This window comes from Halomonas sp. TG39a (assembly GCF_000744395.1).
Lineage (GTDB): Bacteria > Pseudomonadota > Gammaproteobacteria > Pseudomonadales > Halomonadaceae > Vreelandella > Vreelandella ventosae_B.
The window spans coordinates 3,588,868-3,601,095 of record NZ_JQLV01000001.1 but is presented as its reverse complement, the minus strand read 5'-3'; the positions used below and the strand labels follow the sequence as shown (position 1 = coordinate 3,601,095).

14 protein-coding genes are annotated in these 12,228 nt (G+C 53.3%); all 14 read left to right on the top strand.

The window, feature by feature from the left end:
• Positions 1–14 precede the first annotated feature (14 nt).
• On the top strand, positions 15–368 hold the full coding sequence (gene erpA, locus U738_RS16180; protein WP_035582391.1) for an iron-sulfur cluster insertion protein ErpA: 354 nt from the start codon (positions 15–17) through the stop codon (positions 366–368).
• A 160-nt stretch (positions 369–528) separates the two neighbouring features.
• Positions 529–1,305, top strand: coding sequence for a transporter substrate-binding domain-containing protein (locus tag U738_RS16175; protein ID WP_035582390.1), 777 nt, complete (start codon positions 529–531; stop codon positions 1,303–1,305).
• Positions 1,306–1,422: 117 nt separating this feature from the next.
• A complete protein-coding gene (locus tag U738_RS16170) occupies positions 1,423–2,094 on the top strand; it encodes an amino acid ABC transporter permease (RefSeq protein ID WP_035582387.1) in 672 nt (223 codons plus the stop codon).
• A gap of 11 nt (positions 2,095–2,105) precedes the next feature.
• Positions 2,106–2,864 (top strand): amino acid ABC transporter ATP-binding protein, encoded by a 759-nt coding sequence (locus U738_RS16165; protein ID WP_035582386.1) that lies wholly within the window; start codon positions 2,106–2,108, stop codon positions 2,862–2,864.
• Between the two features lie 619 nt (positions 2,865–3,483).
• Complete coding sequence (gene mnmG / locus U738_RS16160) at positions 3,484–5,388, top strand: tRNA uridine-5-carboxymethylaminomethyl(34) synthesis enzyme MnmG (protein ID WP_035582382.1); 1,905 nt, start codon at positions 3,484–3,486, stop codon at positions 5,386–5,388.
• On the top strand, positions 5,385–6,041 hold the full coding sequence (gene rsmG / locus U738_RS16155; protein WP_035582379.1) for a 16S rRNA (guanine(527)-N(7))-methyltransferase RsmG: 657 nt from the start codon (positions 5,385–5,387) through the stop codon (positions 6,039–6,041). Before mnmG ends, rsmG begins: the two co-directional genes overlap by 4 nt.
• A 41-nt stretch (positions 6,042–6,082) precedes the next feature.
• Positions 6,083–6,850, top strand: coding sequence for a ParA family protein (locus U738_RS16150; RefSeq protein ID WP_035582377.1), 768 nt, complete (start codon positions 6,083–6,085; stop codon positions 6,848–6,850).
• 15 nt (positions 6,851–6,865) lie between these two features.
• Positions 6,866–7,795 carry a ParB/RepB/Spo0J family partition protein gene (locus tag U738_RS16145; RefSeq protein ID WP_035582374.1) on the top strand — a complete coding sequence of 310 codons (930 nt, stop codon included), beginning with the start codon at positions 6,866–6,868 and terminating at the stop codon, positions 7,793–7,795.
• Positions 7,796–7,998: 203 nt separating this feature from the next.
• Positions 7,999–8,391, top strand: coding sequence for an ATP synthase subunit I (locus U738_RS16140; RefSeq protein ID WP_035582373.1), 393 nt, complete (start codon positions 7,999–8,001; stop codon positions 8,389–8,391).
• Between the two features lie 32 nt (positions 8,392–8,423).
• Positions 8,424–9,251, top strand: coding sequence for a F0F1 ATP synthase subunit A (gene atpB, locus U738_RS16135; protein WP_035582371.1), 828 nt, complete (start codon positions 8,424–8,426; stop codon positions 9,249–9,251).
• Between the two features lie 76 nt (positions 9,252–9,327).
• Positions 9,328–9,555, top strand: coding sequence for a F0F1 ATP synthase subunit C (atpE, locus tag U738_RS16130; protein ID WP_022521051.1), 228 nt, complete (start codon positions 9,328–9,330; stop codon positions 9,553–9,555).
• A gap of 76 nt (positions 9,556–9,631) precedes the next feature.
• Complete coding sequence (locus U738_RS16125) at positions 9,632–10,102, top strand: F0F1 ATP synthase subunit B (RefSeq protein ID WP_035582369.1); 471 nt, start codon at positions 9,632–9,634, stop codon at positions 10,100–10,102.
• Positions 10,103–10,113: 11 nt separating this feature from the next.
• On the top strand, positions 10,114–10,650 hold the full coding sequence (locus U738_RS16120; RefSeq protein ID WP_035582367.1) for a F0F1 ATP synthase subunit delta: 537 nt from the start codon (positions 10,114–10,116) through the stop codon (positions 10,648–10,650).
• Between the two features lie 16 nt (positions 10,651–10,666).
• Entirely contained in the window at positions 10,667–12,211 is a 1,545-nt protein-coding gene (gene atpA, locus U738_RS16115; RefSeq protein WP_035582365.1) for a F0F1 ATP synthase subunit alpha, read from the top strand.
• Positions 12,212–12,228: the final 17 nt, after the last annotated feature.

Here is a 12,228-nt window from a genome sequence, read left to right as displayed (position 1 = left end):
CGCGGGAGGTACCCATGAGCGGTGCAGAAGCCTTTATTCCTACCCCACTACTGCTCTCTGATAGCGCACGTAAACGTATTAATGCGCTGATTGCAGAAGAAAATAATCCATCCCTTAAATTACGGGTCTACGTGACCGGTGGTGGCTGTTCAGGTTTTCAGTACGGTTTCGACTTTGCTGATAACGTCGCCGACGACGACACCGTGATTGAGTTCGGCAACGCTGCCTTAGTGGTGGATCCGCTCTCTTACCAATATTTAGTAGGTTCCACCGTCGACTACGAAGAGGGCCTGGCGGGCGCGCGTTTTCGCGTGCAAAACCCCAATGCCACCACCACCTGCGGCTGCGGCGCCTCCTTTATGGTCTAAACAGCGTTGGCCCGCAGCGCTCCCCGTGACTTGACGCCCTGACGGTTTCTCGCCAAGGTTAATAGGTCAACAACGGCTTAAATAACGGTTTATAAAGAGCATCAAACGGTAAAAACCGCTTTGTAACCCGCCATTAGCCACATAAAGCACGGGGAAACTTATGAAAGTAGTACTACCACTCAGCCTTACTAAAACCACGCTGGCTCTCGCACTGGGATTGGGCAGCGCCACTGCCGCCATGGCACAGACGCCATCGGTGAACGTGGCCACTGACCCAAGCTTTGTGCCGTTTGAAATGATGGATCAGGAGACCGGCGAAATGGTCGGCTTCGATATGGATATCATTAACGAAGTCGCCGAACGCGCAGGTTTTGAAGTCAACCTCACCACCATGGAGTTCTCCGGCATTATTCCCGCCGTGCAAACCGGCAGCCAAGAGATTGCCATCGCCGGTACCACCATTACCGAAGAGCGTGCCGAAATTGTCGATTTTTCTGACCCCTACTACGATTCAGGTCTGCGCATTATTGTCCGCGCCGATAATGACAGCGTCGAAACACTAGAAGATCTTCAAGACCTCGCCGTCGGCACCAAAATTGGTTCCACCAGCTATGACTACCTACAGCAAGAACTCGGCGAAGATGCAGAAATTACCCCCTTCCCGGGCACTGCTGATATGTACATGGCGCTGTTAGGCCGCAACGTCGACGCCGTGCTCTACGACGCACCCAACGTTTCCTATTTCTCGCAAACCCGCGGTGAAGGCCGTACTAAGGTTGTCGGGCCCCTGTATGAAGGCCAGCAGTATGGCATCGTGTTCCATAAGGGCAGTGAGTGGGTAGAACCCACCAACGAAGCACTGGCTGCGATGAAGGAAGACGGCACTTACGATGAGATCTACACCAAGTGGTTTGGTGAAGCGCCTAGCGAAGAGTGAGTGTAAACACTCAATAATAGCGTAACGCCGTTACAGGGCCGGGTGGCCACAACCCCCGGCCCTGCTGCGTTTCTTATCTACTTTTTGTCAGCTGTTTGCTGTTTCAGGAGTCTACGCGTGGACGTCAATTTTCAGTTTGATTGGTCGGCGGCGTTTGGGTCTATCCCTTACCTGCTGCCGGGTATTCCCTGGACGCTACTTATTTCGTTTGGCGGCTTGGCTATCGGTTTTTTTATCGGCATATTCTTTGGTCTGTTACGCATTAGCCGTCTGCGTTGGCTACGCTGGCCAGCCATCGTTTACGTTGAGGTGTTTCGCGGCACACCTATTCTGGTGCAAGTGCTGTTTATCTTTTACGGCTTACCGCAGCTCTTAGGTAGCCCAATTAACGCTCTGGTTGCCGGTATTGCCGCCATTGCGGTCAACTCCGGCGCCTACATCTCAGAAATCGTCCGCGGCGGCGTACAGTCCATTGAACGCGGCCAAGGTGAAGCTTCCCTCTCCCTGGGGCTCTCGCGCACCCAGGCGTTTCGCTACGTTATCTGGCCCCAGGCGTTTCGGCGCATGATTCCACCTCTCGGCAACCAGGGTATTATCAGTATCAAAGACACCTCCTTATTCTCAGTGATTGGCGTCGGCGAACTGGTGCGCCAGGGGCAAATCTATATCGCCACCACCTTCACGGCTCTTGAGGTCTACTTTATGGTCGCGCTGATGTATCTAGCGATCACCTGGACCCTATCCATCATCCTACGCCAGCTTGAGATCAGAGGTTTGGCCGGACAATAAGGACACGCGCAATGAACAACACAACGCAACCAATTGTGCGTATGCAGCAGCTCAATAAACACTTTGGCAGCCTGCACGTGCTCAACAGTATTGACCTCGAAATAGTGCCCGGTGAAGTGGTGGTGATTATAGGTGCCAGTGGCTCAGGAAAATCGACGCTGATTCGCTGTATTAACGGCTTGGAAGAGTTCCAATCGGGTAGCTTGGTGGTCGACAGCAACGAGCTTCTGCCCCATGGCAAGAGCCCCCAAGCGCTGCAAACTATCCGCACCGAAGTCGGCATGGTATTTCAGCAGTTCAATCTTTTTCCCCATCTCAGCGTCATCGATAACGTCACCCTGGCGCCGATGAAAGTGCGCGGTTTAAGCCGTGACGACGCGGTCAGCAATGCCAAACGTTTGCTTGACCGGGTGGGTATCGCCGACCAGGCCGATAAGTACCCCAGCCAGCTCTCAGGCGGCCAGCAGCAGCGTGTGGCGCTCGCTCGTGCCTTGGCCATGGAACCCCGGCTGATGCTATTTGACGAGCCCACATCGGCGCTTGACCCGGAAATGATCGGTGAAGTGCTCGATGCCATGCGTGAACTGGCCAAAGAGGGCATGACCATGGTGATTGTGACCCATGAAATGGGCTTTGCCCGTGAGGTTGCCGACCGGGTGATTTTTATCCATAAAGGCGAGATTACCGAGCAGGGACACCCGGAAAAACTGTTTGATTCACCGCAGCATGAACGTACTCAATCCTTCCTTGCGAGGGTGCTTAAACACTAGATGTGATCACTCAATTCCCTCGCGTAGACCTGCGCTTGGCACCTAAATAACTCGTTCGCTAATGCGAAATAGCGCTTTTTTTACCGGCCTGTCGACACGACAGGCCATTTTTTTGCCTGTGGATAAACTTTTTTTTACATTGATCGTTTTTATCTCCGCAAGGCCTACCATGGGCATCTTTCAGCGTTAGCTCCACACCCAACGGTGGTTGTTCACAGCTGCGGTAACAACCCAGGTACTGGCCGGTGGATAAGCCGTGGCCAATTACATCGGTGGATAAGGCGCTATTTCATCCACAGGCTTAACACCCTTTCTGCCCAGGCACTCCCGCCTTCAAGCATGTAGAAGTCAACAATATAAGCTGATGAAATAATTAATGATTAATCGCTTATGCACAGAAATTGTCCACACTAGTAGTTACAACATTTACAGAACTTCTCTTATTTTATATTTATGTTGTTATTAATAGAGGCTGTTTGGCGATTTGGGGTGTGGAAAAACCTGACGGTTACCCACAGGGGGTTTATACTTGCCGCCTCATTGATCTAAGGTGGCTGCGTCTAGAATCGACTGCACTGGCCACATCATCCGTGCCAATAGGCACAAGACGAGGTGTCTCTTGAATTACCCCGACCGCTTTGACGTGATTGTCATCGGCGGTGGCCATGCGGGAACTGAAGCCGCATTGGCCTCTGCTCGCATGGGCTGTCAGACCCTGCTGCTCACCCACAACATCGAAACCCTGGGCCAAATGTCGTGTAATCCCGCCATTGGCGGCATCGGCAAAAGTCACTTGGTCAAGGAAATTGATGCACTGGGCGGCGCCATGGGGCTTGCCACGGACTTGGGTGGTATCCAGTTTCGCGTGCTCAATGCCAGCAAAGGGCCTGCGGTTCGGGCCACCCGTGCCCAGGCTGATCGCATCCGCTATAAATCAGCGATCCGCGGAATGCTGGAAAACCAGCCCAACTTGACGATTTTCCAGCAAGCCGCTGGCGATCTGATTGTGGATAACGACACCGTCCGCGGAGTCGTCACTGAAACCGGTATCCGTTTTCATGCCGAAAGCGTCGTGCTGTGTACAGGAACGTTTTTGGGTGGCGTAATCCACATTGGTTTGGATCAAAGCAAGGGCGGCCGCGCCGGTGATCCGCCTTCCAATGCGCTGGCCGAACGGCTACGCGCACTGCCATTTCGCGTTGATCGTCTGAAAACCGGCACTCCACCGCGGATTGATGCCAAAACAGTGGATTTTTCTCAGCTGGAAGAGCAACCCGGTGACAGCCCGACGCCAGTGATGTCTTACCTGGGGTCACGGGAAATGCACCCGCAGCAGGTGAGCTGCCACATTGCCCACACCAATCAGCAGACTCACGATCTGATTCTGGCCAATCTTGATCGCTCGCCGATGTACTCTGGCGTGATCGAAGGTATTGGGCCGCGTTACTGCCCATCGATCGAAGACAAGGTTCATCGCTTTGCTGATAAATCCAGCCATCAGGTGTTTATCGAACCCGAAGGCTTGGATACCCACGAGCTGTATCCCAACGGTATTTCGACCTCGCTGCCGTTTGACGTACAGATTCAGGTGGTGCGTTCGATCAAAGGCCTGGAAAACGCCCATATCACAAGGCCTGGCTACGCCATTGAGTATGATTTTTTTGATCCACGGGACTTAAAACACTCGTTGGAAACCAAATTTATCCACAACCTGTTTTTTGCCGGTCAAATTAACGGCACTACCGGCTACGAAGAAGCCGGTGCTCAAGGTTTGCTAGCAGGCTTGAATGCCGCTCGCCGTGCCCAGGAGCTGGACGCCTGGTATCCCCGCCGCGATGAAGCCTATCTCGGTGTACTAGTCGACGACCTGATTACCATGGGTACCAAAGAGCCTTACCGCATGTTTACTTCCCGTGCGGAGTACCGCTTGCTGCTACGGGAAGACAACGCCGATTTGCGCTTGACCGAAACCGGTCGTGAACTGGGTCTGGTTAACGACACCCGCTGGGCCGCGTTTAGTCAAAAACGCGAAGCCATTGAGCAAGAAACCGCAAGGCTGAGCACACTTTGGATTCAGCCGGGCAGCCCGGCGGCTAAACAAGTAGCCGAAAAAACCGGTGCTCCGCTGTCGCGAGAATATTGCCTGAGTGATCTACTTAAACGGCCCGAGCTGAACTATAGCGATTTAGCTAATCTGCCTGGTATCGAGGGTACTCTGGTTACCGATCCCGCGGTGGCTGAGCAGGTGCAAATTCAGGCCAAGTACCAAGGCTATATTGACCGCCAGCAACATGAGATTGACAAGCTCAAACGCCACGAAGCCACGCCACTGCCAGCGGAGTTGGATTATTTAAAAGTGGAAGGTCTGTCTAACGAAATTCGCCAAAAGCTGGCTGAAGCGCGGCCAGAAACGCTTGCCCATGCGGCGCGAATTTCAGGCGTCACCCCGGCGGCCGTCTCTATTTTGCTGGTGCATCTGAAAAAGCGCCGGTTGGTAGCCGCAGCAGAGGTGGTTAACGGATGAGTTCGTTGAACCCACTGTTGAAAACGTTACCTGCAAGCGTTGCGCCGCGGCTCGATCAAGGGCTTAGCCAGCTATCCATCGTCGTTGACGAACATCAACGCGAACAGCTGCTAGGCTTATTGGCACTATTGCACAAGTGGAACCGGGCTTATAACCTCACAGCGGTACGCGAGGTGGATGACATGGTGTCGCGCCACCTGTTGGATAGCGCCGCTGTGTTGCCCTATGTCCAGGGACCGCGGCTACTGGATGTAGGCGCGGGCCCCGGGCTTCCTGGCATCGTTTTAGCGATATTAGCCCCCCAGCTTGATGTGACACTGCTGGATAGCAATGGCAAAAAGGTGCGCTTTCAGCGCCAGGCGGTAATGGAGCTAGGGCTAGAAAACGTAACTCCCGTACAGGCGCGGGTGGAACAGTTTGAAGCCGCCGCTTTTGATCAGGTGATTTCCCGAGCATTTGCCAGCTTGGTCGATTTTGTCACCTTGACCCGCCAGCTACCCAGCGCCGACGGCCAGTGGTTAGCCATGAAAGGCCCGGGGGCGGATGATGAACTGCGCGACCTGCCCGCCGGTATACGTTTACACCAGCGTCATTTGTTGGAAGTCCCCTTTGAAGCAGCCCAGCGGCAGCTGCTGATCTTGAATGTTGATTGAAAGCTGAACGTTGATTCTGACCCCCAGAAGGAGTTGAGTAAGTGAGCCAGATCATTGCCCTGACCAACCAAAAAGGCGGCGTGGGCAAGACCACCTCGGCCGTTAACCTGGCGGCCAGTCTCGCTGCGCTCGACCGTCGCGTACTGCTGGTGGATCTTGACCCCCAAGGCCATGCCAGCATGGGCAGCGGCATCGATAAATACGAGCTCGATAAAAGCGTGCTTGACGTTCTGCTGGGTGAAGCAACGGCCGCTGAAGCAATTGTCAAAAAGCTGGCGGTCAAATACGACGTACTGCCGGGTAACGGTGATCTCACCGCCGCCGAAGTCGAGCTGCTGGATCGCGATAAAAGCGAGAGCTGCTTAACCACCGCGCTTGCTTCGGTTTCGGATGCGTATGACGTAGTGCTGATCGACTGTCCGCCCTCTTTGAACATGCTGACGGTCAATGCGTTAACCGCTTCCGATAGCGTGCTGATCCCTCTACAGTGTGAGTTTTACGCGCTAGAAGGGTTATCGGCACTGCTCGATACGGTTGAGCAGATTAAGCAAAATGTGAATCCTGATCTGGCAATTGCGGGCATTTTGCGCACCATGTACGACAAGCGCACCAGCTTAACCCGGGAAGTAGACAAACAGCTGCGTGACTATTTTGGCGACATGCTGTTAAAAACGACCATTCCGCGCAACGTAAAAGTCGCCGAAGCGCCGAGCCACGGATTACCCGTGACTCAATATGCCCGGTTCTCCCGGGGTAGCCAGGCCTATCGTGTGTTGGCGAAAGAGATGATTCGTCGCCTAGCGTTATAAAATGAGGAAAAGCGAATGACGCGTAAACCCGCGCTGGGACGTGGCCTGGATGCCCTGATTGGTGCCGGTGCCCGTCGCCGTGACAGCTTAGAACTTGCCGGTAGCGGCACGCCTTTGGAGCTTACTGACGCAGCGCGTAGTGCCGCGGCCGATGAAGTGACCGAGGATCGCCTTGAACGCCTGCCGTTAGGGCAACTCACTCGAGGTAAATATCAGCCGCGCCGGGATATTCAACCCGAAGCATTAGAGGAGTTGGCGGACTCCATTCGCGCCCAGGGCGTGATGCAGCCCATCGTTGTGCGCCCCATTGGCGTAGATCGCTACGAAATCATTGCTGGTGAGCGCCGCTGGCGGGCCGCTCAGCTTGCTGAGCTGGACGTCATTCCGGCAGTGATCCGCGAAGTCAGCGATGAAGTCGCCTTGGCACTGGCGTTAATCGAAAATATTCAGCGTGAAAACCTCAACGCTATCGAAGAAGCCATGGCGCTCAAGCGGCTGGGCGACGAGTTTGAGCTTACCCAGCAGCAGATTGCCGACGCGGTGGGTAAATCGCGCACCCAGGTGGCTAATCTATTGCGCCTGCTAGCGCTGGACCCTGAAGTACAAACCCTGCTTGAACGGGGCGACCTGGATATGGGCCATGCGCGAGCGCTGTTAACGCTGAACAGTAGCCAACAGCGCCAAGTCGCCCATGAAGTAGTTAACAACGATATGACCGTGCGCGCCACCGAAGCGCTGGTAAAAAAAGTCCAAACCAGCCAAGCGCCGACCAAAATGCCTAGCCGTCAAAGCAAACAGCCTGATGTGGCAAAGTTGGAAACCCATCTTGGCGAGTTGCTCGGTGCACCTGTCTCCATTGATCATGGACAAAAAGGCAAAGGTAAATTAACAATACGTTATACCAGCCTTGAAGAATTGGATGGCATCTTAAATCATATTAAATAGCAGGCTATTCAATATCGCGTAAGAAGTGGACACGTTTTCCCCCTTTGGTCGCAAATCAGCCCTTAAGCGGGCAAAATCGGTGCGACTTCGGTTGAAGGTGTGATAGCGCTTCCCTATAATCGCGCAAGATTTGTGCAAGTAGACTTGGTTTGTCGAATTATTCGTTTATGAGCTAACGGTTTTCATTAGCGAGGCTGGGCGGTATGCAGCGATACGAAACCCAGCGGCGAAAAGCCTATATTGTTCGGCTCACGATCGCGCAGCTGATAATTACGTTAATGGGCATGCTGGTAGCCTATTTGGTCGCAGATATGGAAGGCATAACATCGGTTTTTAAAGGAGCGTTAATAGCTTTATTAGCGAATGCTTTTTTTATCAAACGAATGGGTGTTTTGCGCGCTAGTAGTCCTTCAAAGGTCGCGATGCGTCTATTTCGCGCCGAAGCAGGCAAGTTTGGTTTGACGGTGGCACTGTTTGTGGCAGTGTTCGTGGCAGCGCCCCCCTCAAACCCTGCTTTCTTTTTTTATGCTTATGTTGCGGTTGTTCTAACGCATTGGCTTACGCCTTGGTTAATGCCAAAAAACGCTAATGCCTAGAAAATTGCACAACTTATTGAGGTGACACATCCATGGCCGCAGGAAACGAAGTCTCAACGACTTACTATATCCAGCACCACTTGCAGAACCTGACCTTTGGCAACCACCCTGAAAATGGCTGGTCGCTGGCGCACTCTGCGGAAGAAGCAAGTGAAATGGGCTTCTGGGCTATTCACTTGGACACCATGGGTTGGTCCATCGCTATGGGGCTGCTGTTTATCTGGGTTTTCCGCAAAGCAGGCAAAATGGCCACTACTGGTGTGCCGTCGGGACTGCAAAATGCGGTTGAAATGGTGTTTGAATTTATCGAAAACATGATTCAAGGAACATTTAAAGGGCATAACCCGATCATTGCCCCTTTGGCCTTAACGCTGTTCGTGTGGATTCTGTTCATGAACACGCTCAAAATTATTCCGGTCGACTATTTCCCTGTGCTGTTTAGTAAGTTGGGCGTGGACTATATGAAAATTGTCCCCACCACCGATGTCAACGCCACGCTAGGTTTGGCGTTAGGGGTGTTCGGACTGATTCTCTACTACAGCTTTAAGGTTAAAGGCGTGGGTGGTTTCGCCAAGGAGCTGTCACTGACTCCGTTTAATCACTGGGCATTGATTCCCTTCAACCTTGTGTTGGAAATCGTCGCGCTGTTGGTTAAACCGTTTAGTTTGGCGATGCGTCTGTTCGGCAACATGTTTGCCGGCGAAGTGATCTTTATCTTGATCGCCATGCTGCCGTTCTGGGCTATCTGGGTACTGGATGTGCCGTGGGCCATTTTCCATATTTTGATCGTCGTACTCCAAGCTTTCATCTTTACAGTGCTGTCCGTGGTGTATCTAAGCGCTGCACACGAGCATCACTAATCCGAGCAATGCTTGAAACACATTAACCCTTAACCTCAACCCTCGACCTTTAACTTGAAAAACTAGGAGCATTACCATGGAACTTATCTACATTGCCGCTTCCATCATGATCGGTCTCGGCGCGCTAGGTACCGGCATTGGCTTCGCCATTTTGGGTGGCAAACTGTTGGAATCTACAGCGCGTCAGCCAGAGCTGGGTGACCAACTGCAAACCAAAACCTTCCTAATGGCAGGTCTGTTGGATGCTGTTCCGATGATCGGTGTTGGTATCGCAATGTACCTGATCTTCGTTGTTGCCGGTTAATGACAGCTGAGCCGAGCGTTAAACGCTCGGTTTTGTTTCACTCCGGTCGCCACGAACTTGTCAGAGGTACATTCCTGTGAATATCAACATGACGCTAATCGGGCAGACGATCGCCTTCGCGATCTTTGTCTGGTTTTGCACAAAGTATGTGTGGCCTCCGATCAGCAACGCGCTTCACGAGCGTCAAAAGAAAATTGCTGATGGCTTAGACGCAGCCAGCCGTGCGAACCGCGATCTTGAGCTTGCTCAGGAACGTGCAGAGCAGATGCTGCGTGAAAGCAAGGAGCAAGCTTCGCAAATTCTTGAGCAGGCCAATAAGCGCTCTGCCCAAATAGTTGAAGAAGCCCGCGAACAGGCCCGAGCTGAAGGCGAACGCCTAGTTGCCAGCGCACGTTCAGAGATTGAGCAAGAAGTGAATCGTGCAAAAGACGAACTTCGTGCCCAGGTCTCTTATCTCGCCGTTATGGGTGCCGAGCGTGTTCTTGAAGCGTCGGTCGACGAACAAGCCCATCGCAAGTTACTCGATGAGCTGGCTGCTGAACTGTAAGGAGGTGAATCATGGCGGAATTACTGACCGTCGCTCGTCCTTACGCTAAGGCAGCGTTTGAATACGCGCGTGATCATGAGGCGCTTGACAGTTGGTCACAAGCGCTGAGTTTTTTAAGTGTTGCGGTAGCAGACGACAACGTCCGCCATCGGTTAAACAGTCCAAAATTAGCCAGCGAGCAAAAAGTGTCGCTGCTTGTCGAGCTGATTCCAGAGCAACAGGATGAAGCTTTACAGCGGTTTTTGACTGTGCTGGCGGACCAAGGTCGTTTAATGGCGCTGACATCAATCGCTGACCAGTTTGAGCACTTACGTGCCGAACACGAGCAGCGCGTTGATGTAGCAGTAACGTCTGCTTATAAGCTGACAGCTGCGCAGAAGACCAAGCTAGCGAATGCGCTTAAGAAACGTCTGAATCGCGAAATCTCCATTACTACTCAGGTGGATAAGTCGCTTATTGGCGGTGTCATCCTACGTGCTGGGGATACCGTTATTGACGGATCCGTACGTGGTCGATTGAACCGTCTATCCGAAGCACTAACCGCTTGAGTCTGAGGGACATGGCATGCAGCAACTGAATCCTTCCGAGATCAGCGACATCATCAAGCAGCGAATAGAGAAGCTTGACGTCGCATCCGAAGCCCATAATCAGGGCACCATTGTGACCGTTTCCGACGGTATCGTGAAAATTCACGGCCTCGAAGACGCGATGTTTGGTGAAATGATTGAATTTCCCAACAGCATTTTTGGAATGGTACTCAACCTGGAGCGTGACTCCGTGGGTGCCGTAGTGCTGGGTGACTACCTGCAGCTCGAAGAGGGCATGACCGCCAAGTGTACCGGTCGTATTCTCGAAGTGCCGGTAGGCCCAGAGCTGATTGGTCGCGTTGTCGATGCGCTGGGTAACCCTATCGACGGCAAAGGCGAGATTAACGCTAAAATGACCGACGCCGTTGAGAAAGTGGCGCCGGGCGTTATTACCCGTCAATCCGTTGATGAGCCGATCCAAACAGGTCTGAAGTCGATCGACGCCATGGTGCCGATTGGCCGTGGTCAGCGTGAGCTGATTATCGGTGACCGTCAGATCGGTAAGTCCGCCATTGCCATCGATGCGATCATCAACCAAAAAGGCAAGGGCGTGACCTGTGTCTACGTGGCGATTGGCCAGAAGCAGTCGACCATTGCCAACGTGGTGCGCAAGCTCGAAGAGCATGGCGCCATGGAGCACACTATCATCGTCGCTGCTGGCGCTGCCGACCCGGCACCGATGCAGTTCCTAGCAGCGTACTCTGGCTGCACCATGGGCGAATACTTCCGCGACCGCGGCGAGAATGCGCTGATTGTGTACGACGATCTTTCCAAGCAGGCCGTTGCTTACCGTCAGGTATCGCTACTGCTGCGTCGTCCGCCCGGTCGTGAAGCTTACCCCGGTGACGTTTTCTACCTCCACTCGCGTCTACTTGAGCGTGCTGCGCGGGTTAACGTCGACTACGTTGAGAAGTTCACCAACGGCGAAGTGAAAGGCAAAACCGGTTCCTTGACCGCGCTGCCGATCATCGAAACCCAGGGTGGCGACGTCTCCGCGTTTGTACCGACCAACGTGATCTCAATCACCGACGGTCAGATCTTCCTGGAAACCAACCTGTTTAACTCCGGTATTCGTCCGGCGATTAACGCAGGTCTGTCGGTTTCTCGTGTGGGTGGTTCGGCGCAAACCAAAATCATCAAAAAGCTCGGCGGTAGTGTACGTCTAGCGCTGGCTCAGTACCGTGAACTGGCGGCCTTCTCGCAGTTTGCTTCTGATCTTGATGAAGCCACGCGTAAGCAGCTTGAGCACGGTCAACGTGTCACCGAGTTGATGAAACAGAACCAGTACTCGCCAATGTCGGTTGCTGAAATGGCGCTGTCGCTGTATGCCGCCAACGAAGGCTACCTGGACGACGTCGACGTGAACAAGGTGCTGGACTTCGAGCGTGCGTTGCACGACTACATGAAGTCTGAGCACGGTGATCTACTCGACAAGATCAACCAGAGCGGCGACTACAACGGTGAGATTCAAGACAGCTTGAAGTCGGGTCTCGAGAAGTTCAAGGCGACTCAGAGCTGGTAATGTCTGGCCCGCCTACG

Coding starts and splice junctions, on each gene's coding strand:
- U738_RS16175 (WP_035582390.1), top strand. CDS start 529: ATGAAAGTAGTACTACCACTCAGCCTTACTAAAACCACGCTGGCTCTC.
- U738_RS16145 (WP_035582374.1), top strand. CDS start 6,866: ATGACGCGTAAACCCGCGCTGGGACGTGGCCTGGATGCCCTGATTGGT.
- U738_RS16140 (WP_035582373.1), top strand. CDS start 7,999: ATGCAGCGATACGAAACCCAGCGGCGAAAAGCCTATATTGTTCGGCTC.
- atpB (WP_035582371.1), top strand. CDS start 8,424: ATGGCCGCAGGAAACGAAGTCTCAACGACTTACTATATCCAGCACCAC.
- atpE (WP_022521051.1), top strand. CDS start 9,328: ATGGAACTTATCTACATTGCCGCTTCCATCATGATCGGTCTCGGCGCG.
- U738_RS16120 (WP_035582367.1), top strand. CDS start 10,114: ATGGCGGAATTACTGACCGTCGCTCGTCCTTACGCTAAGGCAGCGTTT.
- atpA (WP_035582365.1), top strand. CDS start 10,667: ATGCAGCAACTGAATCCTTCCGAGATCAGCGACATCATCAAGCAGCGA.
- U738_RS16165 (WP_035582386.1), top strand. CDS start 2,106: ATGAACAACACAACGCAACCAATTGTGCGTATGCAGCAGCTCAATAAA.
- rsmG (WP_035582379.1), top strand. CDS start 5,385: ATGAGTTCGTTGAACCCACTGTTGAAAACGTTACCTGCAAGCGTTGCG.
- erpA (WP_035582391.1), top strand. CDS start 15: ATGAGCGGTGCAGAAGCCTTTATTCCTACCCCACTACTGCTCTCTGAT.